24 protein-coding genes and 1 tRNA gene are annotated in these 23,508 nt (G+C 69.4%); 11 read left to right on the plus strand and 14 right to left on the minus strand.

Going from position 1 to position 23,508, the window contains the following annotated elements:
• Nucleotides 1–90 precede the first annotated feature (90 nt).
• The 3 genes from exaC to AC1DWR_RS16025 all read left to right on the plus strand — a co-directional run bounded on the left by exaC (nt 91) and on the right by AC1DWR_RS16025 (nt 2,476).
• On the plus strand, nt 91–1,614 hold the full coding sequence (exaC, locus tag AC1DWR_RS16015) for an acetaldehyde dehydrogenase ExaC (protein WP_477614512.1): 1,524 nt from the start codon (nt 91–93) through the stop codon (nt 1,612–1,614).
• Between the two features lie 6 nt (nt 1,615–1,620).
• Complete coding sequence (locus AC1DWR_RS16020) at nt 1,621–2,010, plus strand: DUF779 domain-containing protein (RefSeq protein ID WP_477614511.1); 390 nt, start codon at nt 1,621–1,623, stop codon at nt 2,008–2,010.
• Nucleotides 2,011–2,083: 73 nt separating this feature from the next.
• Nucleotides 2,084–2,476, plus strand: coding sequence for a hypothetical protein (locus AC1DWR_RS16025; protein WP_477614510.1), 393 nt, complete (start codon nt 2,084–2,086; stop codon nt 2,474–2,476).
• A gap of 7 nt (nt 2,477–2,483) precedes the next feature.
• Here the strand turns inward: AC1DWR_RS16025 and AC1DWR_RS16030 are convergent, their stop codons facing one another.
• From AC1DWR_RS16030 to AC1DWR_RS16045, 4 genes are all read right to left on the minus strand, one after another.
• The gene (locus AC1DWR_RS16030) at nt 2,484–2,843 is read right to left on the minus strand and encodes an SPW repeat domain-containing protein (protein ID WP_477614509.1); all 360 of its coding nucleotides are present in this window, start codon (nt 2,841–2,843) and stop codon (nt 2,484–2,486) included.
• 106 nt (nt 2,844–2,949) lie between these two features.
• Entirely contained in the window at nt 2,950–3,246 is a 297-nt protein-coding gene (locus tag AC1DWR_RS16035; protein WP_477624759.1) for an SHOCT domain-containing protein, read from the minus strand.
• Between the two features lie 134 nt (nt 3,247–3,380).
• Nucleotides 3,381–4,052 (minus strand): response regulator, encoded by a 672-nt coding sequence (locus AC1DWR_RS16040; RefSeq protein WP_477624760.1) that lies wholly within the window; start codon nt 4,050–4,052, stop codon nt 3,381–3,383.
• Nucleotides 4,049–5,242, minus strand: a complete 1,194-nt coding sequence (locus tag AC1DWR_RS16045; RefSeq protein WP_477624761.1) for a sensor histidine kinase — start codon at nt 5,240–5,242, stop codon at nt 4,049–4,051. Before AC1DWR_RS16045 ends, AC1DWR_RS16040 begins: the two co-directional genes overlap by 4 nt.
• Nucleotides 5,243–5,422: 180 nt before the next feature.
• Between AC1DWR_RS16045 and AC1DWR_RS16050 the strand changes: the two genes are divergently transcribed.
• Nucleotides 5,423–7,372, plus strand: coding sequence for a glycoside hydrolase family 15 protein (locus tag AC1DWR_RS16050; protein WP_477624762.1), 1,950 nt, complete (start codon nt 5,423–5,425; stop codon nt 7,370–7,372).
• Nucleotides 7,373–7,513: 141 nt separating this feature from the next.
• Here the strand turns inward: AC1DWR_RS16050 and AC1DWR_RS16055 are convergent, their stop codons facing one another.
• The 6 genes from AC1DWR_RS16055 to AC1DWR_RS16080 all read right to left on the minus strand — a co-directional run bounded on the left by AC1DWR_RS16055 (nt 7,514) and on the right by AC1DWR_RS16080 (nt 13,982).
• A complete protein-coding gene (locus AC1DWR_RS16055; protein WP_477624763.1) occupies nt 7,514–7,963 on the minus strand; it encodes a Rieske (2Fe-2S) protein in 450 nt (149 codons plus the stop codon).
• Nucleotides 7,964–7,975: 12 nt separating this feature from the next.
• The gene (locus AC1DWR_RS16060; protein WP_477624764.1) at nt 7,976–8,545 is read right to left on the minus strand and encodes a DUF6529 family protein; all 570 of its coding nucleotides are present in this window, start codon (nt 8,543–8,545) and stop codon (nt 7,976–7,978) included.
• 96 nt (nt 8,546–8,641) lie between these two features.
• On the minus strand, nt 8,642–10,165 hold the full coding sequence (locus AC1DWR_RS16065) for a DEAD/DEAH box helicase (RefSeq protein WP_477624765.1): 1,524 nt from the start codon (nt 10,163–10,165) through the stop codon (nt 8,642–8,644).
• A 195-nt stretch (nt 10,166–10,360) separates the two neighbouring features.
• A complete protein-coding gene (gene ppsA / locus AC1DWR_RS16070) occupies nt 10,361–12,754 on the minus strand; it encodes a phosphoenolpyruvate synthase (protein ID WP_477624766.1) in 2,394 nt (797 codons plus the stop codon).
• A gap of 39 nt (nt 12,755–12,793) precedes the next feature.
• Nucleotides 12,794–13,633, minus strand: a complete 840-nt coding sequence (locus AC1DWR_RS16075; RefSeq protein WP_477614500.1) for a pyruvate, water dikinase regulatory protein — start codon at nt 13,631–13,633, stop codon at nt 12,794–12,796.
• 259 nt (nt 13,634–13,892) lie between these two features.
• Nucleotides 13,893–13,982, minus strand: a tRNA-Ser gene (locus AC1DWR_RS16080).
• 140 nt (nt 13,983–14,122) lie between these two features.
• Here AC1DWR_RS16080 and AC1DWR_RS16085 point away from each other — a divergent pair.
• The gene (locus AC1DWR_RS16085) at nt 14,123–15,550 is read left to right on the plus strand and encodes an MDR family MFS transporter (RefSeq protein ID WP_477624767.1); all 1,428 of its coding nucleotides are present in this window, start codon (nt 14,123–14,125) and stop codon (nt 15,548–15,550) included.
• Between the two features lie 46 nt (nt 15,551–15,596).
• Here the strand turns inward: AC1DWR_RS16085 and AC1DWR_RS16090 are convergent, their stop codons facing one another.
• The 3 genes from AC1DWR_RS16090 to AC1DWR_RS16100 form a co-directional block, all read right to left on the minus strand.
• On the minus strand, nt 15,597–16,619 hold the full coding sequence (locus AC1DWR_RS16090) for a metallophosphoesterase (protein WP_477614498.1): 1,023 nt from the start codon (nt 16,617–16,619) through the stop codon (nt 15,597–15,599).
• A 90-nt stretch (nt 16,620–16,709) separates the two neighbouring features.
• A complete protein-coding gene (locus AC1DWR_RS16095; protein WP_477614497.1) occupies nt 16,710–17,336 on the minus strand; it encodes a DedA family protein in 627 nt (208 codons plus the stop codon).
• The gene (locus AC1DWR_RS16100) at nt 17,333–17,836 is read right to left on the minus strand and encodes a nucleoside deaminase (protein ID WP_477624865.1); all 504 of its coding nucleotides are present in this window, start codon (nt 17,834–17,836) and stop codon (nt 17,333–17,335) included. Before AC1DWR_RS16100 ends, AC1DWR_RS16095 begins: the two co-directional genes overlap by 4 nt.
• Before the next feature lie 188 nt (nt 17,837–18,024).
• Here AC1DWR_RS16100 and AC1DWR_RS16105 point away from each other — a divergent pair, with 188 nt between their 5' ends.
• The 6 genes from AC1DWR_RS16105 to AC1DWR_RS16130 all read left to right on the plus strand — a co-directional run bounded on the left by AC1DWR_RS16105 (nt 18,025) and on the right by AC1DWR_RS16130 (nt 22,969).
• Nucleotides 18,025–18,669 (plus strand): hypothetical protein, encoded by a 645-nt coding sequence (locus AC1DWR_RS16105; RefSeq protein ID WP_477624768.1) that lies wholly within the window; start codon nt 18,025–18,027, stop codon nt 18,667–18,669.
• Between the two features lie 53 nt (nt 18,670–18,722).
• The gene (gene upp / locus AC1DWR_RS16110; protein WP_477614495.1) at nt 18,723–19,361 is read left to right on the plus strand and encodes a uracil phosphoribosyltransferase; all 639 of its coding nucleotides are present in this window, start codon (nt 18,723–18,725) and stop codon (nt 19,359–19,361) included.
• 149 nt (nt 19,362–19,510) lie between these two features.
• Nucleotides 19,511–19,678: a hypothetical protein gene (locus AC1DWR_RS16115; protein WP_477617180.1), complete on the plus strand. Its 168-nt coding sequence runs from the start codon at nt 19,511–19,513 to the stop codon at nt 19,676–19,678.
• 14 nt (nt 19,679–19,692) lie between these two features.
• Entirely contained in the window at nt 19,693–20,490 is a 798-nt protein-coding gene (locus tag AC1DWR_RS16120; protein ID WP_477624769.1) for a PH domain-containing protein, read from the plus strand.
• 106 nt (nt 20,491–20,596) lie between these two features.
• Nucleotides 20,597–22,084, plus strand: a complete 1,488-nt coding sequence (locus AC1DWR_RS16125; protein WP_477624770.1) for an amino acid permease — start codon at nt 20,597–20,599, stop codon at nt 22,082–22,084.
• Between the two features lie 399 nt (nt 22,085–22,483).
• Nucleotides 22,484–22,969: a hypothetical protein gene (locus tag AC1DWR_RS16130; RefSeq protein WP_477624771.1), complete on the plus strand. Its 486-nt coding sequence runs from the start codon at nt 22,484–22,486 to the stop codon at nt 22,967–22,969.
• A gap of 62 nt (nt 22,970–23,031) precedes the next feature.
• Here the strand turns inward: AC1DWR_RS16130 and AC1DWR_RS16135 are convergent, their stop codons facing one another.
• Nucleotides 23,032–23,388 (minus strand): YciI family protein, encoded by a 357-nt coding sequence (locus tag AC1DWR_RS16135; protein ID WP_477624772.1) that lies wholly within the window; start codon nt 23,386–23,388, stop codon nt 23,032–23,034.
• Between the last annotated feature and the right edge of the window lie 120 nt (nt 23,389–23,508).

Raw genomic sequence — 23,508 nt, forward strand, 5'->3', positions numbered from 1 at the left:
CTCAGCGTGCAACGTCGTCGCAACGTTGCGCTGCCTAACGTCAGCCCAACCCCACAGCGGGGCACCACCAAAGACGTTGGGAGAACAGCGATGACGGTCTACGCACCCCCCGGAACCGAGGGCTCGAAGGTCACGGTCGAGCCGCGCTACGGGCACTTCATCGGCGGCAACTGGGTCGAGCCCAAGAAGGGCGAGTACTTCGAGAACATCTCACCCGTCACCGGACGGGCCTTCACCGAGGTGGGCCGCGGGACCGCCGAGGACATCGAGGCGGCCCTGGACGCCGCCCACGCCGCGGCGCCCGCGTGGGGGAAGACCTCGCTGGGCGAGCGGTCGCTGGTCCTCAACCGGATCGCCGACCGGCTCGAGGAGAACCTCGAGATGCTCGCCATCGCCGAGACCTGGGACAACGGCAAGCCCGTCCGCGAGACCCTGGCCGCCGACCTGCCGCTCACCATCGACCACTTCCGCTACTTCGCCGGGGTGCTGCGCGGCCAGGAGGGCTCGAGCAGCGAGATCGACGAGAACACCGTCGCCTACCACTTCCACGAGCCCCTGGGCGTGGTCGCACAGATCATCCCCTGGAACTTCCCGATCCTCATGGCCACCTGGAAGCTCGCCCCCGCTCTGGCCGCTGGCAACGCCGTGGTGCTCAAGCCGGCCGAGCAGACGCCCTGGTCGATCCTCAAGGTGCTGGAGCTGATCGGGGACCTCATCCCGGCCGGGGTCCTCAACGTGGTCAACGGGTTCGGCGTCGAGGCGGGCAAGCCCCTCGCGTCATCCCCCCGGGTCGCCAAGGTCGCCTTCACCGGCGAGACGACGACGGGCCGGCTGATCATGCAGTACGCCTCGCAGAACATCATCCCGGTGACACTGGAGCTCGGCGGCAAGAGCCCGAACGTCTTCTTCGACGACGTCGCCGAGAGCAGCGACGCGTTCTACGACAAGGCGCTCGAGGGCTTCTCGATGTTCGCCCTCAACCAGGGCGAGGTCTGCACCTGCCCGTCGAGGGCGCTCGTGCAGCAATCGATCTACAGCGACTTCGTCGGCGATGCCATCGAGCGCGTGGAGAAGATCACCCAGGGCAACCCGCTCGACACGACCACCATGATCGGCGCCCAGGCAAGCAACGACCAGCTCGAGAAGATCCTGTCCTACCTCGACATCGGCCGGCAGGAGGGCGCCAAGGTCCTCACCGGCGGTGAGCGCAACATCCTCGACGGCGACCTGGCCGAGGGCTACTACGTGACCCCGACCGTGTTCGAGGGCAGCAACTCGATGCGGGTCTTCCAGGAGGAGATCTTCGGACCCGTCGTCTCGCTGACCAGCTTCACCGACGAGGCCCAGGCGCTGGAGATCGCCAACGACACCCTCTACGGACTCGGGGCCGGCGTCTGGACCCGCGACGGCTCACGGGCCTACCGGATGGGGCGCGGCATCAAGGCCGGGCGCGTGTGGACCAACTGCTACCACCAGTACCCCGCCCACGCGGCGTTCGGTGGCTACAAGCAGTCCGGCATCGGCCGTGAGAACCACAAGATGATGCTCGACCACTACCAGCAGACGAAGAACCTCCTCGTCTCCTACTCGCCCGACGCGCTCGGGTTCTTCTAGGCCGGCGTGGACACGACCCAGCACAGCCGGGTCGACTTCACGGGTGAGGCGGCGGACCTGCTCCGCCGCCTCACCGCGAAGCACGGCCCCCTGATGTTCCACCAGTCCGGCGGGTGCTGCGACGGCAGCTCCCCGATGTGTTACCCCGCAGGGGAGTTCATGACCGGCGACGCCGACGTGCTGCTCGCCGAGCTCGCCGTGGGCGGAATCCTCGACCCGGTCGAGTTCTGGATGTCCCTGTCGCAGTATGCCTACTGGAAGCACACCCACCTCACGGTCGACGTGGTCAAGGGACGGGGCAGCGGCTTCTCCGTCGAAGCCCCCGAGGGCGTTCGCTTCCTCATCCGCTCGCGGCTGATGTCCGAGGACGAGCTGCGCGCCTTCGACCTCCTGTGAGGTCACCACCGACGGAGGTATGCCGCGTGCGCGCCCGGCCGCGCGGCGTACCTCTGCGTCGTAGGCTCGGCCCATGATCACGGTCGAGCTGTCACGCAGCCTCAGCCAGGGCGGGGTGCTCTGGGAACCCATGCCGGGCGACCGGTTCACGATCGACCAGCCCAACATCGTGGGTGAGGTGTTCTGGATCAGCCACCTGACCATCGACGTGCACACGTTCAAGGGACAGCCGCTGCTCGGCTTCAACGGCACCACCGAGTGGGCACTGGACTCCGTCACCCTGGACACCGCTCTGTGGATGCCGCGGGAGGACCAGCTGCGGGTCCTGCTCGGCGACCGGTTCGTGGGGCTGCACCGCGACGGCAACGACTGGATCGTGCAGGTGGACAGCGAAGGGGGCCGGGGCACCTTCAGTGACCCCGACCCCGAGTGCGCCTATGCGCTGGCGTTGTTGAGCGTCGTGTGACGGCCCCCTAGTGCGAGGTCGCCATGGTGCCCCTGTGGTGCGATCTGGTGACCTGCAGATCGGCGGCGCCGACGACGAGGACGACGGCACCGACGATCCACGCGGTCCACGAGATCGGCCGGGTGCCGCTGAACCCCATCACCCAGGGGGCGGCGATCATGCAGGCGCCCATGAGGGCCGTGAGCCCCTCGACGGACATCATGTCCGGCCTGAACAGCTCGGCGAGGGCGAGGAGGGCGGTGATGGCACCGAGCACGACCATGGTTGTGGTCGCCCGCGTCGTCGTGGTGGTCCACAACGGCGATAGGGCTGCGTAGGCGCCAGCGATCAGAGCAACGAGATCCTGTGGATGGGTCCATCGCTTCATGGTTGTCACAACCAGCTTTCCTTGAAGTTGGTCCGTCGATCCGAGGCGGGCCGAACACTTCGATTGTCTTCCCTCCCAACGGGGTTGGCAATGATTCGTCACCCCGTCAGTCCGTCGCGCCCATTCGCCGTAGCGTGGCGAGCCGGCGCTCGTACTCCTGCTCGTCGATCTCGCCGGCGGCGTAGCGCTCGGCGAGCTTGGCCTCCCCGGCGCGCGTCCCGGCGTGGCCCTGGAACTGCCTCCAGCGACGCATCCCGAAGAAGCGGAACGCGGCGAAGATGCCGACGATGAACAACAGCCACACGAGGGGGAAGAGGGGCCACCAGGGGCCCGGGCCGTTCCAGTGGTCGTCATTCGCGGCGAGGGTGGCCGCGGTCGCGGCGCTGGCGATGAGGGTCGTCATGGTGACTCCTTGGTCGGATTGGGCTGACGACCCAATCCTTCGACGGGACAGCCCTTCTCGAATCCCACGCGGGGCGACACCTCGACTGCTCCCGCTGGTGTAGCCGGTGGTTGCCCGGCTACTCCAGCGCGCAGCTACTCCGACCAGCCCGGGCGGACGAGACCGGACTCGTAGGCCAGCACCACGAGCTGGGCGCGGTCACGGACCTGGAGCTTGACCATCGACCGGCTGACGTGGGTCTTGGCGGTCGCCGGGCTGAGGAACAGCCGTCGGGCGATCTCGTCGTTGGTCAGGCCCTCCCCGACGAGCGCGACGACCTCGCGTTCCCGCTCCGTCAGCGCGCCGAGGCGGTCGGCAGCCGGCGACGCGTGGGGTCGGCTGCGGGTGGCGAACTCCCCGATGAGCCGCCGCGTGACGCCAGGGCTCAGCAGGGCGTCACCGGCGGCGACGGCACGGATCCCGCGCAGCAGCTCGGCGGGTTCGGTGTCCTTGACGAGGAAGCCGCTGGCCCCGATCCGGACCGCCTCGAAGACGTACTCGTCGAGGTCGAACGTCGTCAGCATGACCACCCGCGTGCCCGAGAGTCGGTCGTCGGCAGCGATCTGGCGAGTGGCCTCCAGTCCATCGGTGCCGGGCATCCGGATGTCCATGAGCACCACGTCGGGCTCGGTCGCACGGACGACCGCGACCGCCTCGGCGCCGTCGGCCGCCTCGCCCACCACGTCGATGTCGTCCTCGGCGTCGAGCAGCGCGCGGATCCCTGCCCGGAGCAGCGCCTGGTCGTCGGCCAGCACCACCCGGATCACCGCGGGCCACCCGTCGGGAGGTCCGCCTCGACGCGCAGGCCACCACCCGGCGCGGCAGCAACGCGGAGCTCGCCAGCCAGGGCACGAGCGCGTTCCTGCATGCCGCTGATCCCGTTGCCCTGCACCAGGTTCGACAACCCTGCGCCTCCGTGGCCGTCGTCCTCGATCGTGACCGAGAGCATGTCCTCACCGTAGTGGAGGGACACCGTGGCCCGCGTCGCCTGCGCGTGCCGGACGATGTTGGTGATCGCCTCCTGCACGATCCGGTATGCCGCGAGCTCCACTGCGGCGGACAGTGGCCTCGGCTGCCCGGTCACCGTCTTGGTGACCCGCAGCCCCGCATGACCGCTCCGCTCCACGATGTCGTCGAGGCCGGCGAGGTTGGCCACCGGAGAGCGCGGCGCGGGCGCACCGTCGAGGCGCAGGACGTCGATGAGGGCCCTGAGCTCGCCCAGCGCTTCCTTGCTCGCGTCGCGGATGGCGACGAGGGCGGGCTCGACCTGCTCGGGCCGTCGGTCGGCCAGGTGCAGGGCGACCCCGGCCTGGACGTTGATGAGCGACATGTGGTGCGCCACGACGTCGTGCAGGTCCTGCGCGATCCGCAGTCGCTCTTCACCGGCTTGCCGAAGCCTCGTCTCACGCGCCACCTGCCGGAAGGTCGCCGCTCGCTCCCGCCAGCTGTGCACCACCTCGCCGGCCGCGAGCACCACCAGGGTCCAGGCGAGCAGTGCGCCCTGCGCAGGCCACGACCACGTGGCCGTGTCGAACGCGAGGCGGCCCACGGCGTCACCGGCGAGCACGACGGCCGCGCCCAGCCAGGCGACGATCCGGTGACCGCGGACGACGGTGGCCACGAGCCCGATCGCGAGGCCGAGGAAGACCGGCCCGTAGGCGTAGCCGCGAGAAAGGTAGAGGGCCGATGCCAGGGCAATGGCGGCCATGCTCTGGACGGGGAACCGGCGGAGCACCGTGATCGCCAGCGGGGCGACGAGGAGCAGGACGACAGCCAGTACGTCGAGCGACCTCCGGTCGGGCTGGGCGTGCGAGGCACCCGCGCTGCCGCCGAGCTGGATTACACCGACCACGAAGGCCAGGACGTACCGCCCCACCCGCGGCGCGCTCCGATGGGCCCACTGTTCCCGGCCACGAATCCACGGGGGATCCCAGGGCAGGTCGGCGGGCTCACGCATACCGCCAGCGTAGGGAACCCCGCGCACGGGAGGCGTCCCCCACAGGGGGCACCGCGGCATACCTCCTCGGGTGTATCCGCCAGCTGGTCACCCTGGGTCACGAACGAGCCATGGCGCGGACCACGAAACTGCGGGATCCTGCGACTGAGGGCGCCCCTTCGCCCACTAGGAGGTGCGGCAATGACTGCGACCGTCTCTCCCGCTGGCTCACCCGCCGACGCCGGAGGCGAGCAGCGCCGACGCGCTGCAGGCGAGCAGCGGATCGTGCGCTCGCCCTTCCCCCGCATAGGTGACTACGCGTTCATCTCCGACTGCCAGGTCACGGCGCTCATCGCCCCCAGCGGCAACGTCGAGTGGATGTGCCTGCCGCGCATGGACTCTCCGAGCGTGTTCGGCTCGATCCTGGACCGGGACGCCGGCGGCTTCCGGCTCGGGCCGGCCGACATGCTGGTCCCGACCGCACGCCGTTACCTCCCCGGGACGATCATCCTGGAGACCTCGTGGGGGACGCCGAGCGGTTGGATCATCGTGCGCGACGCCCTGCTGATGGGGCCGTGGCACCACGAGACCGAGCGCGCGCACCGCTACCGGAGGGCGCCCACCGACTACGACGCCGAGCACGTGCTGCTGCGGACGATCCGGTGCGTCAACGGCGAGGTTCAGCTGGCGCTCAACTGTTCGCCCGTCTTCGACTACGGCCGGCAGCAGGCGATCTGGTCGTTCTACGGCGACGACTACCACTCGGCCGTCGCCGAGGGCGACGGCGGCGAGCTCAAGGTCCGCCTCACCACGGACATGCGCCTGGGCATCGAGGGACCGCAGGCCACGGTGCGGACGCTCATGAAGGAGGGTGACACGCACTACGCCGCCCTCTCGTGGACCGAGCACGACCCCCCGCAGACGTTCGAGGACGCCTACCGCCGGCAGGTGTGGACGGCCCACCACTGGCAGCACTGGCTGGCCCGCGGCAAGTTCCCCGACCACCCGTGGCGGACCCACCTGGAGCGCAGCGCCCTCACCCTCAAGGGTCTGTCCTACGCGCCGACGGGCGCCCTGATCGCCGCGCCCACGACGTCGCTGCCGGAAACGCCCAAGGGAGAACGCAACTGGGACTACCGATACACGTGGATCCGCGACTCGACGCTGGCTCTCTGGGCCCTGGACACCCTGGGGTTCGACTGGGAGGCCAGCGACTTCTTCTGGTTCATCGCCGACCTCGCCGAAGCCTCCGACGGGCTGCAGATCATGTACGGCATCGACGGGGAGAAGGACCTGTCCGAGAGCACCCTCGACCACCTCACGGGCTACGACGGTGCGCGACCGGTCCGGATCGGCAACGGTGCGTTCGACCAGAAGCAGCACGACGTCTGGGGCGCCATCCTCGACTCGGTGTGGATCCACACGAAGTCGCGAGACACCCTGGACGAGCGGCTGTGGCCAATCCTCTCCGGCTTCGTCGAGGCAGCGATCGAGCACTGGCGTGAGCCGGACCGCGGCATCTGGGAGGTGCGCGGCGACCCCAAGCACTTCACCTCCTCGAAGGTCATGTGCTGGGTGGCGGCCGACCGTGGCGCCAAGCTCGCGCACGTGCGCGAGAACTTCGAGCTCGCGCAGCGCTGGCAGGAGGCCGCGGACGAGATGCACGCCGACATCTGCACCAATGGAGTCGACGAGCGGGGCGTCTTCACCCAGCACTACGACACCGACGCCCTCGATGCCTCGAACCTGCTCATGCCCCTCGTCGGCTTCCTCCCGCCTGACGACCCGCGGCTGCACGACACCGTGGTCGCCATCGCGGACGAGCTCACCGACGACGGGCTGGTGCTGCGCTACCGGGTGGAGGAGACCGACGACGGGCTGTCAGGTGAGGAGGGCACGTTCACCATCTGCTCGTTCTGGCTGGTGTCGTGCCTGGCGATCGTGGGCGAGAAGCCGCGTGCGCGTCGCCTGTGCGAGCGCCTGCTCAACCTCGCGACGCCGCTGGGCCTGTATGCCGAGGAGATCGACGCAGCGAGCGGGCGTCACCTGGGGAACTTCCCCCAGGCGTTCACCCACCTGGGCCTGATCAACGCGGTGCTCAAGGTGATCGCCGCCGAGGAGTGGGAGGACGAGGAGCCGCTCTCGCCCTAGGTGGCAGCGGTGGGCTCAGGAGAGGGCGGATCAGGAGAGGGCGGATCAGGAGAGGGCAATGAGGGCGCCGATCGCGAAGCCGGTGGCGGCGAGCCACAGCAGCGTCGGGAGCACGGACCAGAGACGCGACATGGCCTCTCCTCAGGTGGTCGAGTAGACGACGCCGTCGCGCACGACCACGGCGACGGGCGGCAGGGGACGGGTGGCGGGGCCGGTGAGCACCGCGCCCGTGGTGGCGTCGAAGCGACTGCCGTGGCACGGGCACACGATCGCCCCTGCTGCGACCGATGACACCGGACACCCTTGATGGGTGCAGATCGCCGAGAACCCGTGGACGACGTCGTCCGTCCCCCGGGTGAGCACGACCTTGTCGCCCTCCACGACCACCCCTCCGCTCCTCGGCACCTCATCGAGCCGAGCCAGCTCACGCTCCTGGTCGGGGGCGCCCGGGCCGTAGGCGTTGGCCGCCGTCCCGGGTCCGGGTGCACCGGCACGACCGGCGCGGGCCACCGCGAAGCCGACCACGGCGGCGACGCCCGCCACCGCTGCGCCTCGCAGCGCGGATCGACGCGAGAGCGGCTGGATCGCCACGGAGGACTCCTCTCAGAACAGCGGCAGGCCGGAACGGGTGAAGAACCAGAGGGCGGCACTCAGCCACGTGACCACGAGTGAGCCGAGCACGGTGCCGCCGAGCACGGGCAGTGCCCAGCCGGGCGCTCCCCGGAGGCGCAGACCGAGCATCTTCGCGGCATACGCCCCGTAGAACAGGCACCCGGCGACGCCGTGGAGGACCGCCCGTGGGCTGGCGACCCCGAAGCCCAGGGCCCACAGGCAGTGGAAGGCGACGGGGAGCGTGACCACGAACGCGACGCTCCCGCTCCACCGGTGGGCGGGCGCAACCCAGTCGGGTGCCGCACCGGCTCGCGGCAGGCGACCCCACATCCACAGGGCGGTGAGGAGCTGCACGACCAGGAGGACGACGGCGAGGGTGCCGAGCCAGACCTTCATCTGGAGCATGCCCGAGAAACCCAGGGTGACCAGCGGTCGCGAGCTCGGCGGGTGCACCTTGGCGTAGGCACCCAGTGCGACGCTGACGCCGGCGCCCAGGAGCAGCGCGGCGCTCAGCCCACCCCGAGCCAGGACGCCTGGGTCTCGAACGTCGTGCGACGCCATGGCGACCATCGTCCCACTGGCGGCCGGAGCATCGCTCCGCCAAACAGCGGGGACACCTCGCCGCTGCACGTATGCCGCGTGCTCACCCCTTCCGGGTCAGCGGCTGCCGCGACCGGCGGAGAAGGCAGCGATGCCGCCGCCCGAGCGCGAGGTGCCCTGCGAGCCGCCGCCCTGCCGCGAGCCCGAGCTGCGCTGCGAGGAGCCGCCCGACGAGCGGGAGCCCTGCGACCTGGGGGTCTCGGTGCGGTAGGACTCGGTGCCCGAGGACTGCGTGCCTCCGCGACGGCCACGAGCGTCGCCGGCGGCGCCACGACCGGCGCTGCCTGCGGACGAGCGGCCGGAGCCGCCCTGGCGGGGCGCGCCGGAGCCGCCACGGCCACGCTGCGAGCGGCCACCGTTGCCGTTGCCCGACTGCTCGACCACGGGCGCAGGGGTGACCAGCTCGGCCAACGGGCCGGTCAGGTCACCGATGGCGGGGTGGCCGGGCGCGACGTCGACGGCGGTCGGCTTGATGCCGGCCTGACGCATGAGGGTGCGGGTGTCGCCGCGCTCCTCGGGGGTGCTGACGGTGACGACGACGCCCTCGGCACCGGCCCGGGCGGTCCGGCCCGAACGGTGCAGGTAGGCCTTGTGCTCGGCCGGCGGGTCGACGTGCACGACGAGGGTGACGTCGTCGACGTGGATGCCTCTGGCCGCGATGTCGGTGGCCACCAGCACCCGGCTCGAGCCCTCACTGAAGGCGGCGAGGTTGCGCTGACGGGCGCTCTGGGACAGGTTGCCGTGCAGGTCGACCGCCGGGATGCCCGACGCGGTGAGCTGCTTGGCCAGCTTCTTGGCAGCGTGCTTGGTGCGGGTGAAGGCGAGGGTTCGGCCTTGTCCTGCAACGAGTTCCCGCACGACAGCCGGCTTGTTGTCGCGCGACACGTTGAACAGGTGGTGGGTCATCGCCGGCACCGGCGAGGCGGCGCTGTCGACACTGTGCGTGACCGGGTTGTGCAGGTAGCGCTTGACCAGCTGGTCGATCGCATTGTCGAGCGTCGCGGAGAAGAGCAAACGCTGAGCGTCGCGCGGGGTGGCGTCGAGCAGGCGCTTCACTGCGGGGAGGAAGCCCAGGTCGGCCATGTGGTCCGCTTCGTCGAGGACGGTCACCTCGATCTCGCCCAGGCGCACGTGTCCCTGACCGATGAGGTCCTCGAGCCGTCCGGGGGTCGCGATGACGATGTCGATGCCGCGACGCAGCGCGGAGACCTGCGGGTTCTGGCCCACGCCGCCGAAGATCGTCATGGTGCGCAGCTCCATGGCCGCCGCGAGGGGCGTCATGGTCTCGGCGACCTGGATGGCCAGCTCACGAGTGGGGACCAGGACGAGCGCACGCGGGGTGTGCGGTGCGCGACGGCGACCGGACTTGGCGAGGGTCGCAATGGTCGGCAGCGCGAACGCGACCGTCTTGCCGCTGCCAGTGCGGCCACGGCCGAGGACGTCGCGGCCGGCGAGGGAGTCAGGCAGCGTCGCGGCCTGGATCGGGAACGGGGTGTCGATGCCGCGCTCACGAAGGGCTGCGACGACGCGAGCCGGGATGCCGAGGTCGGCAAAGGGCACAGGTGTGTGGTGCGTAGACAAAGGAAAGCCTCATCAGAAGTAGGGAGTGGCCGAAGATGCTGAACCACTCACGAACCTGTGAGCTGACGGCGCCAACCAGTAGTTGGGGCGCGGAGCAGACGACCTTGGGTGCACGACGGTGCGCACGCAGTGGTTGCAACCCTATCGGGCCGGGCGTTCATTCCCGAATCGCCCGAACGGACAGGACGCCCGACGTCAGTTCTCCACGAGAGCCTCAGGAGCCTCACGCCTGGCCAGTCGCAACCATGTCTCGACGACGGTGTCGGGGTTCAGGGACATCGACTCGATGCCCTGGTCCATCAGCCAGTCGGCGAGCTCGGGGTGGTCCGAGGGTCCTTGGCCGCAGATCCCGACGTACTTGCCCCGGGCCCGGCAGGCCTCGATCGCCATGGTGAGCATCTTCTTCACGGCGGGGTCGCGCTCGTCGAAGCCGCCAGCCACCAGGGCCGAGTCGCGGTCCAGGCCCAGGGTCAGCTGGGTGAGGTCGTTGGACCCGATGGAGAACCCGTCGAAGTGGTCGAGGAAGGCGTCGGCGTTGACGGCGTTGGAGGGCACCTCGCACATCATCACGACCTGGAGGTCGTTCTCGCCGCGGCGCAGTCCGTTCTGGCCGAGCAGGTCGATGACGCCCTCTGCCTCCTTCAACGTGCGGACGAAGGGGATCATCACCTTGACGTTGGTCAGGCCCATCTCGTCGCGCACCAGTCGCAGAGCCTCGCACTCCATGGCGAAGCAGTCGGCGAACTCCGGTGACAGGTAGCGCGCCGCGCCGCGGTAGCCGATCATCGGGTTCTCCTCGTTCGGCTCGTACCGCTCGCCGCCGAGCATGTGGGCGTACTCGTTGGACTTGAAGTCGCTCATCCGCACGATCACCGGCTCGGGCGCGAACGCGGCCGCGAGCATGGAGACGCCCTCGGCGACGCGCTTGACGAAGTAGTCGCGCGGGCCGTCGTAGGCCGCGATGAGCGCCTCGATCTCGGCCCTGATCGCGGGCTCCTGGTCCTCGAGCTCGAGCAACGCCTTGGGGTGGATGCCGATCTGGCGGTTGATGATGAACTCGAGCCGGGCGAGCCCAATTCCCTTGTGCGGCAGGCGAGAGAACTCGAACGCCTGGTCCGGCGTGCCCACGTTCATCATGATCTTGACCGCCACGTCCGGCATGTCGTCCAAGGCCGTCTCGGTCACCGAGAACGCCCGGAGGCCGTCGTAGACGAAGCCGGTGTCGCCCTCGGCTGCGGACACCGTAACCTCCTGCCCGTCGGACAGTGAGGTCGTGGCCGAACCGGTGCCGACCACCGCGGGGATGCCGAGCTCGCGGGCGATGATCGCCGCGTGGCAGGTGCGGCCGCCACGGTTGGTGACAATGGCGCTGGCGCGCTTCATGACCGGCTCCCAGTCGGGGTCGGTCATGTCGGCGACGAGCACCTCGCCCGGCTGGAACTCGTGCATCGACTCGGCACTGGTCAACACCCGCACCGCACCCGCGCCGACCTTCTGCCCGATCGCCCGACCCTCGGCGATGACCGGACCCCGCTCATCCATGCGGAACCGCTGCAGGGTCGATCCGGACTGCCGCGACTTCACCGTCTCGGGTCGGGCCTGCAGGATGTACAGCTGCCCGTCGACGCCGTCCTTGCCCCACTCGATGTCCATCGGGCGGCCGTAGTGCTCCTCGATCTTGAGGGCGTGAACGGCGAGCTCGGTGACCTCGTCGTCGGTCAGGCTCAGCCGGCCCCGGTCGGCCTCGTCGACCGGCACGAAGTCGATCGAGCGACCCACCGCGGAGTCCTGCGTGTAGACCATCTTGGTGGCCTTGCTGCCCACACCACGCTTGAGGATCGCCGGTCGCCCGGCCCTCAGCGCCGGCTTGTAGACATAGAACTCGTCCGGGTTCACCGCACCCTGCACGACCGCCTCACCCAGGCCGTAACTGCTGGTGATGAACACCGCATCCGGGAAGCCGGACTCGGTGTCGATGGTGAACATCACACCGGAGGACCCGATGTCGGACCGCACCATCCGCTGCACACCCGCCGACAGCGCGACGACGTCGTGGTCATAGCTGCTGTGCACGCGGTAGGCGATCGCGCGATCGTTGTAGAGCGAGGCGAAGACCTTCTTGATCGCCAGCAGGATGTTGTCGATCCCCAACACGTTGAGGAACGTCTCCTGCTGTCCCGCGAAGGACGCGTCCGGCATGTCCTCGGCCGTGGCGCTGGAGCGCACGGCCCAGCTCACCTCGCCGGGGGCGCCGCCCACGAGCTGCTCGTAGGCCGCGCGGATGTCGGCCTCGAGGTCCTCCGGGAACGGCTGCTCCTCGACGAGGTCACGGATCTGCGCGCCGGCCTCGGCCAGCGATCGGGTGTCCTCGACATCGAGGTCGGCCAGCGTCGCGCTGATCCGGTCGGCGAGCCCCTCGTGGGCCAGGAAGCGGCGGTAGGCGTCGGCCGTGGTGGCGAAGCCGTCAGGGACCCGCACTCCTGCCTTCGACAGGTGCTGGACCATCTCGCCGAGCGAGGCGTTCTTGCCACCCACGGACTCGACGTCCCCCAACCCGAGGTCTTTGAACCAGGAGATGTTGCCGGTCACGGCGATCCTTTCGACGGGCGGCGGGGGCCGCGAGGGTTCCTAGGCAAGATTGTCGAGGCGACTGTTCTGCATGATGACGGCTGCCATCTCCTCGACCGACATCGAGGCCGAGTTGATGGCGGGGATCCGGTGCGCACGATAGAGCGCCTCGGCCCGGCGCAGCTCGAAGCTGCACTGGGCGAGACTGGCATACGTCGAGCCCGGCCGCCGCTCGCCCCTCACCTGGCTGAGCCGCGCCGGGGTGGAGAGCAGCCCGAAGCACCGGTCCACGAGCCCGCGGATCGGACGGGGTATGCCGCCCGCATCGAAGTCCTCGTCGACCAACGGGTAGTTCGCGACCTTGAGGCCGTGCTGGAGGGCGAGGTACATCGAGGTGGGCGTCTTGCCGCACCGCGAGGGCGCCACGAGGATCAGGTCCGCCTGCTCGAGGTTGCGCAGGCTCGCCCCGTCGTCGTGTTCCATGGCGAACTCGATGGCCTTCATCCGGGCGTCGTAGCGACCCTTGTCCCCGACGCCGTGCAGGGCACCGACACCGTGCGTTGCGTTGACGTGCAGCACCCGCTCGACGGTGTCGAGATGGGAGCCGAAGAGGTCGATGAAGGCGCACTGCGTCGTCTGCAGCTCGGCCCGGATGTCCTCGTCCGAGACCGTCGAGAACACCAGGGGCACCACCGAGTCCGTGACCGCGGCGTCCAGCTCGAGGACGACCTGCTGCGCCTGCTCCACCGTGGTGATGAACGGGATCTTGCGCCGGGTGAAGGTGACCGAGGGAAACTGCTGCAACATCATGTTTCCCAGCGTCTCGGCCGAGATCCCGGTGCCGCCGGCGAGGAAGAACACCGGAGTGGGGGCTGCTGGCTCGACTGACTCCGGGATCACGCCCCCACCGTTCCACGTGGCGCACCATTTGCACCAGTCACAGTGCCGGGCCACCCGTTCCTGCACTAGTCCGGTTGCGGTATGCAACCAGACCGGCCCTGCGGGTAGCGTTCGCGCAACGCCACACGCACGGCGCCAGCTGCCCACGTCGGAACCCCTGTCCGACGTGGGCAGCGACCCCTAAGGGATCAACCCCAGACAGCAAGAAACCCCGAACCCTGAGGGTTCGGGGCCTTGCCGATGTCTTGAGACATCACCATGGCGGTGGCGGTGGGATTTGAACCCACGGTGGAGTTTCCCCCACACACGCTTTCGAGGCGTGCTCCTTAGGCCGCTCGGACACGCCACCGCGGAGCAGGTTACTAGAGCGGCCGACGGCGACGAAATCGCCCCGAGACCGCCCGCCAGGCGCCCTCGGAAGGCGCGCAGCCGGCATACCGGAGGATTGTCGGGGGAATGCGCGGCGTCCCCGGGCACTTGTCACCGGAGATGACCTCCACGACCACGAGCACCGCTGGAGTGGGCCTGCGCTCGGACCGCGGGCCCATCCTGCTGGCCCTGATGGTCTCGACAGGGCTCATCGCCATGGATGCGACCATCCTCGCCACGGCCGTGCCATCAGTCGTGCGCGACCTCGGCGGCTTCTCGCAGTTCCCCTGGCTGTTCTCGGTCTACCTGCTGGCGCAGGCCGTGTCGGTCCCCATCTATGCCAAGCTCGCCGACATCGTCGGGCGCAAGCCGCTGATGTTGTTCGGGATCGGCCTGTTCCTCGCCGGGTCGGTGCTGTGCGGCTTCGCCTGGAGTATGACCTCGCTCATCGTCTTCCGCGCGGTCCAGGGACTCGGCGCCGGCGCCGTGCAGCCGATGGCGATCACGATCGCGGGCGACATCTACACGGTTGCGGAGCGCGCCAAGGCCCAGGGCTACATCGCCAGCGTCTGGGCGGTGTCGTCAGTCGTCGGCCCCACCCTCGGCGGGATCTTCTCCCAGCTCGGCATCTGGCGCTGGATCTTCTTCGTCAACGTGCCGCTGTGCCTGCTGGCCGGCACCCTCATCGTCCGCGACTTCCACGAGCGCGTCGAGCGTAAGGCGCACCGCATCGACTTTGCGGGCGCCGCACTGCTCACCGTCGCCATGTCGCTGCTCATCCTCGGCATCCTGGAGGGTGGCCAGGCCTGGCCGTGGTCGTCGCCCACCAGCTTCGGCGTCCTGGGCGGCGGATCGTTGCTCCTGGTCGCGTTCCTCCTCGCCGAACGCCGAGCGGCGGAGCCCGTCCTGCCCCTGTGGGTGCTGAGCCGCCGCCTGCTCGCCACGACGACGATGCTGGCGCTGGGCGTCGGCGTGATCCTGATCGGCCTCACGTCGTTCGTCCCGACCTACCTCGAGAACTCCCTGGGCATCGACCCCCTCGTCGGCGGTCTCGCCCTCGCGGCCTTGACCATCGGCTGGCCGATCGCCGCCACGTTCTCAGGACGCCTGCTCTACCTGCGGTTCGGGTTCCGGCCGGCGATCCTGGTCGGCATGGCGCTCGTCGTCGTGGGCACCGGCACGCTCGCCCTGTTGTCGCAGCACCCTTCGGTGGCCGTGGTCGCGGCGACCTGTTTCGTCACCGGTCTCGGCCTGGGACTGGTTGCGAGCCCGTCGCTCATCGCGGCGCAGGCCAGCGTGGAGTGGCACGAACGCGGGGTCGCGACGGGCACCAACCTGTTCGCTCGCTCCATCGGCAGCGCGCTGGGCGCGGCGGTCCTGGGCGCCGTCGCGAACGGCGTCATCGCCCGCTCCGGACGTCCTGAGACCGACCCCGGCACCGCTGCCGACGCCGGCACCGCGGTGTTCGTCGGCGTGCTGGTCGCCGCACTCGTGACGATCGTCGCCGCACTGCTCATGCCGAAGGCCACTGCCACCGATTCGAGGTGAACACGCCGGTGATCTCCGGCGCGTTCACCTCGAACGCAACACGGGGTCAGCCGGCGTAGGGGATGCGGGTCCAGCTCAGCGTGGCCGCGGCACCGGGCCGGTTGACGGTCACCTTGAGCCAATCCTTGTTGTTGTCGGACCCGTCCACCGTGATCCGCTCCAGGCCCGCGGCCGAACCCGTCACGCCATACCGGTCCAACCACACCGACCCCGGCGCCAGCGGGCGGTCGGAGTTGTAGATGTGTGAGTCGCCGTTGACGAGGAAGACGTCGCCGGGGAACGCGTTCGTCTCGTCGACGAGGGCCTGCACCAGCGGCTGGAACGCCGAGATGTCCTTGACCGTCGGCGTGTAGGTCGGGTCGAACATGTCGGCCTGCTGGAGGACGACGACAGCCCGGTCGTGGCGCTTGCGGGCATCGGCGAAGGTGTGGTGCAGCAACGAGATCGAGGCCGCCATCCGCGCCTGCTCCTCGGCGACCTGCGCCGGCGTGGCCGTCGTGTTGCCGATGCCCGTCCACGGCTGGAGGTCGTTGTTCGACCCGACGACGTGGAGCACGGCGAAGTCGACGCCCGCGCGCCGCAGGGACACGTTCTCCGGGTATGCCGCGTCCGGCACCGAGACCGTGGCGGGCGCCCCGAGCGTCGTCCCCGGCTTGTCGAAGAACACCGCACGGTCGAACGCGAGGCGCTCGAGCGGTTGGTAGGCCCCGTTGTTGGTGCGGTGGCAGTCGGTCCACTCGTTGTCGCCCGGCGTGTAGACGAGCGGGTCGGCGAACCGGTCGAACTGGGTCCGGATCATCCGGTAGTAGGCGTCGTCGCACCGGGTGGAGCCGTTCTTGACGTCGCCCACGTGGAAGGTGAGCTCGACGTCGGGGTCGGCGTTGATCTGGTCGATCCACGAGGGGAACTTGGCCACCTGGGCGGCGCCGTAGGGGACGTCGCCGATCACGGCGAAGGTCTCGTGCCCGGGCTTCTGCTGGCCGTCGACGGCCTGGGCCGCCGGGGCAGCCGCGGCCAGCGCGAGGAGGGCGGTGGCGCAGGTGGCGACGGTGATGAGCGGGCGGCGCATGGGGACTCCTGTCAGAGGGGACAGGAGAGCCTCTCCTCGCAAGGTGAACGGCAACCTGCGGATGAGACGACCAGTGGGTGAACTCGTCGGTCAGGCCGAGCTGGACTGGGCGCGGTGGCGGCGGATCGCCCACACGGCGATCGCCACCACCACGATGAGCCCGACGACGCCGGCAGCGCCGCGACCGAGCCACTTCTCGACCCGGTGGTAGGACTCGCCCGCGAGATAGCCGGCCGTGACTGCCGTGGCGCCCCAGGCGATCCCGCCGATCGCGTTCCACGGCAGGAAGACGCGGTACTTCATGCCGGAGAGTCCCGCGAGCGCCGGCATGACGGCCCGGAAGAACGCGGTCCACCGGCCCAGGAACACGGCCGACCCACCCCGGCGACGCAGGAAGTCCTGCGCCGACTCCAGCCGCTCCTGCCGCCTCTCCAGGATCTTCAGACCCATGACACGGGGCCCGAACAGCCGGCCGATCTCATAACCCACCGAGTCGCCGATGACCGCCGCGAGGATGACCACCACCAGCACCCAGGCCAGCGACGTGTGCCCCAGGCTGGCGGTCACGCCGCCGATGATGGCCAGCGTCTCCCCGGGCAGCACGAACCCCACGAACAGCGCGTCCTCGGCGAACACCACCAGCGCCACGATCAGGTAGACCAGCCACGGGGGCGCCCCGAGCACCTGGTTGACGAGGTCGTTGATGAGCCCGCTCACGCCCCTGCTTCCTGTTCGCCCTCATGTGCCGACCTGATGGTGGTCGGCGCGACCGCGATCCGGCCGGCCGCCCGCTGTTCCTCAAAGAATGACAGCAGCACCTGAGAGCACTCTGACTCCCGCACTCCGCCGATCACCTCGACGCGATGGGTCGCCCGGCGGTCGCGGACCAGGTCCCAGACCGATCCGGTGGCCCCGAGCTTGGGATCCCAGGCGCCGAGCACCAGTCGCGAGATGCGCGACAGCATCAGCGCCCCCGCACACATCGGGCACGGCTCGAGCGTGACCACGAGCGTGCAGTCCTCCAGCCGCCACTCCCCCAGCGAGCGCGCCGCTGCGCGCAGCGCGACCACCTCGGCGTGCGCCGTCGGGTCGCCCTCGACCTCGCGCAGGTTCCGACCCTCACCGACCACCTCGCCCCCAGGCGAGACCACGACGGCCCCCACGGGCACGTCCCCGTCCCGAGCCGCAGCGGCGGCGAGGTCGAGCGCCAGACCCATCCACGCGGCATACCGCTCATCGACCGAGGGTCCGCGGGTGGAGGTCACGGGCCCAGTGTCGCCCATGGCCCGCGATCGGCACCGCGCGCCCGCCTACGGGCTTCCACGGATGTCGGTCGGGCACCGCGAGGAAAGCATGTCCCTGAGGCCGCGGCACGAGGCCGCGACCCGTGGAGGAGGTGGCGAACATGCCCGGATCACGACGCCGACTCGCAGCCGTGGCAGTCACGGTGGTCGCGATGAGCATCACCGGGGGGTGGTCGACCACGGCAGCTGCGTCTCCTGCGCCGGTCGACCCGACGACCCTCACCCCGGCGCCGCCGGCCTTCTTCAACGCCACGTGCACCCGCAACGGCGTCAGCATCATCTGCGACCTGCACTTCACCGAAGTCGTCCTCGACCACGAGCCGAACGGCGTGGTCTGCGACTCCGCTGCCGGGCCGGTCGAGCTGATCGAGGTCAACACGCGTTCGGTGGTGGGCAAGCGCTACTACGACGCGGACGGCAACCTGTTGCGCCGGCATTTCCGCGACGAGTGGACGGGCACCATCACCAACCCGGCAACCGGGAGGTCGGCTACCTACCTGCAGACCGACCGCATCCTCCACGACCTGGCCGTGCCCGGGGACAACACCACCGGCACCGAGGAGATCACCACGCGGCTGCGCGTGATCAACGACGCGGGCTCGACGATCTTCGTCGACGCGGGACGCACCATCGTCCGTGAGGCCGACGGGTCGATCGAGTTCCAGGCGGGGCAGCACCGGTTCGACGACTACTTCGTCAACGGCAACACCGCCGCGGTCAAGCCGCTCTGCGACGCCCTGAGCTGAGCCCACGTCCCGGCCGTGGACGCGCTGAAGGCGTCACGCGCTAAGTTTCGCCTATGCGCGTCCACGTTGCCGACCACCCGCTCATCACGCACAAGCTGACGTACCTGCGCGACAAGCGCACGGACAGCCCGACGTTCCGGCGGCTGGCCGAGGAGCTGGTGACGCTGCTGGCCTACGAGGCGACCCGCGACGTGCGCGTGGAACCGTTCGAGATCGAGACGCCGGTCGCCCCGACCACGGGCATCAAGCTGTCCAACCCCAAGCCGCTCATCGTGCCGATCCTGCGCGCCGGCCTGGGCATGCTCGAGGGCATGGTGCGCCTGCTGCCGAGCGCCGAGGTGGGCTTCCTGGGCATGCAGCGCAACGAGGAGACGCTCGAGGCGATCACCTACGCCAACCGGCTGCCCGACGACCTCAGTGGTCGGCAGTGCTACGTCATCGACCCGATGTTGGCCACTGGCGGCACCCTCGTCGACGCCATCCGCTACCTCGCCGACCGCGGCGCCGACGACATCACTGCGGTCACGCTGCTGGCCGCGCCCGAGGGCGTCAAGCACGTGGAAGAGGCCCTGGCCGACCTCACCATCCCGATCACCATCGTCACGGGTGCGATGGACGAGCGGCTCAACGACAAGGGCTACATCGTGCCCGGCCTCGGCGACGCGGGCGACCGCCTCTACGGCGTCGTCTGACCTCTCCGACCGGGTATGCCGCGTGGCCGGCTCACGCGGCGCGCCTCACCCGTTCGGCTGATGCCATCGGTCAGGATGGTCCCAGCGGCGCGCTTGACAGGCGTGCCCATCCACCGATCCGGACCGACCGACCTCCCGAGGAGCTGAGCATGCAGCGCGTGAAGAAGATCCTGCTGTGGGTCCTCGTCGCGTTTGCCGCCTACGCGATCTTCACCTCCCCGGACCAGGCAGCGGACATCGTCAGGACGTCCGCCTCGATCATGGGTGACGGCGTGAAGAACATCGGAAACTTCTTCGACGCACTGCTCGGCCGGTAGCAGGCAGGGGCGCGATGGCTGCCTCAGACCGGCGCCACGAGGAGCTCGACCGCTACCTGCTGGACGGCGAGCGCCTCGTCACTGCGGTGCACCAGCACTGGGGCAAGGTCGCCGAACCGGTCGGTTCGGCGGTCCTGGGCTGCGTCTTCGCGTTCTGGGTGGACGCCCGGATCGACCCCGCACTGGGGTTCCTCAGCACGGCGGTGTGGTGGGCGTGGTTCGCGGTCGTCGCACGGATGGCCTACGAACTGGCGCAGTGGCGGCACGACTGGTTCGTGGCCACCGACAAGCGACTGCTCCTGTTCTACGGCTTCATCACCCGGAAGGTGTCGATGATGCCGCTGATGAAGGTCACCGACATGTCCTACGAGCGGTCCGTCCCCGGGCGGATCCTGGGCTACGGCCGCTTCGTCATGGAGTCGGCCGGCCAGGACCAGGCGCTGCGCGAGGTCAACTGGGTCCCCGAGCCCGATGAGCACTACCGCGCCATCTGCGCGGAGATCTTCGGCGTCGCCGACCACGCTCGACTCGACGTCGACGAGTACGGCGGCGAGCACGGCGGCGTGTACGGCGGCTCGTACCGGGGCGAGTCCAGCCGCGAGCACCGGTGGGACGACGAGCAGAGGCCGGCACCCGGCATACCCGATCCGTATGCCGGGTGGGACGACCCGCGGCACTCGCCCCGGCAACCCTCCCCGGCCTCTGAGGATCCGACGGACTCGCTGTATCGCAGCCCCGACCTGAGGGCTCGGGACCGCTCCGCGGAGACCGGTCCGATCCCGATCCGACCGCGGCGCGACTGGGACGACTGACGTCTCACCCTCGCCTCCTCCAAGGAGCGAGGTCGGGAAGGCGCCGCTAGCCTGTCCCGGACCGGGCCGCGAGAGCGGCGAACCGTCCGAGCCGGGAGGCGATGCGATGTCCGTCATGAGGACCAAGTCGATCGAGCAGTCGATCCGCGAGACCGACGAGCCGGAGTACCAGCTCAAGAAGAAGCTGACTGCCCTCGACCTCACCGTCTTCGGGATCGGCGTCATCATCGGCGCCGGCATCTTCACGCTGACGGGTCGGGCGGCAGCTGACTACGCCGGACCGTCCATCGCGATCTCGTTCGTCATCGCCGCGATCTGCTGCGCCCTGGCGGCGCTCTGCTATGCCGAGTTCGCCTCCACGGTGCCTGTGTCCGGATCGGCCTACACGTTCTCCTACGCCTCCCTCGGCGAGCTGGTCGCGTGGATCATCGGCTGGGACCTGCTCCTGGAGCTCATGCTCGGCGCCAGCGTCGTGGCCCAGGGCTGGTCGCAGTACGCCACCCTGCTCCTCGACAAGCTCGGCCTGACCGTGCCCGCGGGCTTGGCACCGGGGTCGCACTTCGACCTGCTGGCCTTCATCCTCGTCGTCGCGCTCACGGCGCTGATCTCCATCGGCATCAAGGAGTCGCTGCGCGTCAACCTCGTCCTGGTGGGCGTCAAGCTGTTCATCGTCCTTTTCGTGATCATCGCGGGGATCGGCTACATCAAGTCGGCCAACTACTCGCCGTTCATCCCGGCTTCGGTGTCCGGCAAGACCTCTGAGGGCATCCACGCGCCGCTCATCCAAGTGCTCTTCGGGGTGACTCCGTCGACCTACGGCATCGCGGGCATCGTCGCCGGAGCCTCGATCGTGTTCTTCGCCTACATCGGCTTCGACGTCGTGGCGACCACCGCGGAGGAAGCCAAGAACCCCCAGCGTGACCTCCCGATCGGCATCATCGCCTCGCTGGTCATCTGCACGGTCCTCTACGTCGCCACGACCCTCGTGATCACAGGCATGGTCAAGTACACCGAGATCGATCCCAAGGCGGCGCTCGCCTCGGCGTTCGAGTCGGTCGGCAAGCCCGGGTTCGCCACGATGATCGCGGCCGGAGCGGTGGCCGGCCTGATGACCGTCGTCATGACGCTGATCATCGGTGCCACCAGGGTCACTTTTGCGATGTCGCGCGACTGGCTGCTGCCGCCGGTATTGGGTCGCACGAACCGCAAGACGGGTACCCCTGTCCGGTTGACCGTGATGATCGGCGCGGCGATCGCCCTCATCGCGAGCCTGACCCCCATCGGCAAGCTCGAGGAGATGGTCAACATCGGGACGCTCTCGGCGTTCGCCCTGGTGTCGGTCGCGGTGCCCGTCCTGCGCAACAGGCGACCCGACCTCAAGAGGTCCTTCACGGTGCCCTTCTCACCGGTGCTCCCGATCGTGGCCGCGTTGATCAGCGTCTACCTGATGCTCAACCTGTCCGTCGAGACGTGGCTTCGTTTCATCGTCTGGATGGCCCTGGGCTTCCTCATCTACTTCACCTACGGCGTGCGCAACAGCCGGCTGTCGGGCAAGGCCAAGGAGGGGCAGCTCCCGAGCATGACGAGCACCTGAGTCGCGCCCGGAACCTGCAGTGGACCCCTGCGCGCGAGGGGCCAGGCCCCTCGCCAAAACTTCATGCTCACGCCGCGTCACTATCGCGGATGCCCGACGTCTTCTTGGTTGACCGACCATTGTGACGATGCCGGTCAGGAACGGCGGGCGGCACCCGCAAACCCGCCCGCCGTTCCCCTTACGCTCCACGAGCATCTCGCACCACGTCACTTTTCCGTGCCCTGCGGCGTCTCCATGGATGACAAACCATTGGGGGGAATGGTCGGTCACCAGAAACGGCGGGCGGCACCGCACCCCCGCAACCCCGCCGCCCGCCGTTTCGCCGGATCACCGCGCAACCAGGGACGCGCTCCCACGACACGGGCTTGGAGACGGAGCGTGGTGCAGGGAGGAGCATGGTTGGCGACGGCCGCTGGCAACCGCGACTGGGTGCATGCCAGGAGGTATGCCGCCGCCCTGCAGTCATCCAAGCCCCTCCCGGTCCTCGACGGGTTGCCCGTGCGCCTGGCCCCCCACGAGACGGCCACCCTGCGCACGATCGCGACCTACGAACGCCTGTACCCGGCCCTGCCCACCTCACAGTGGGGAGACAGGCACAGCGCCTCGATCGTGGCCACGACCGACCGGCTGCTGGTCAACCACCGCCTCCGCGGCTGGATCTCCTTCTGGTTCACCGATCTGGCCCTCTACGAGCTCACGCTGGACGACAGCCCTTGGCGGATCGACATCATCTGGCGCAACGCTGACGAACCTCTCCGGCTGAGCGGGACAACGGGACCTCTGCTCGCCGTCCACGTCGCGGCGCACACCGGCGGGGCGCGGTGGCCGCAGCTCCCAGAGCTCCGACCGCTCCTGGACCCCAAGCAGCAGTGGGGCCAGCGGTAACAGCAGCCTCTCGTCGCTGAACGCGGCAGCTGAGTGCTCTTCCGTGGGCCCCGAAGCCGGTGTCACTCGGGCTGAGGCTGGGCCCCGAACCGGCGCACCTCCTGGGGCCATCCACATCCCTCCGCGAGCCGTCCGGCCCACAACGTGGCAGCCTCGTCGTCGGCAACGTCCACCACGGCGAAACCACCCAGGAACTCCTTGCTCTCGACGTAGGGACCGTCGGTGATCATCGCCGTGCCACTGGAGGGGTCGGCGCTGTACACCGGGCCGTCTTCCTCCAGCCCGCCGGCGAAGACGTACACGCCTGCAGCCTTCATCTCATCCACGACCGCCATGGCGAGCGGTCCGCGCCCGCGGAACCACTCCTCCGTGTGGTCGCCCACCCACTGCTGGTTGAAGTAGATGAGGTACTCGGCCATCACTGCTCCTTCTGCTCTTGCGGACCCCGTGGACCGCGTTCACCTGTGCCACGAACGGCGACAACCAAATACGACACCGTTGTACCGGAAGATCGACGCCGACCTGGGCGTCGCAACGAA

The sequence above is a fragment of the Pedococcus sp. P2_E2 genome, assembly GCF_056403955.1.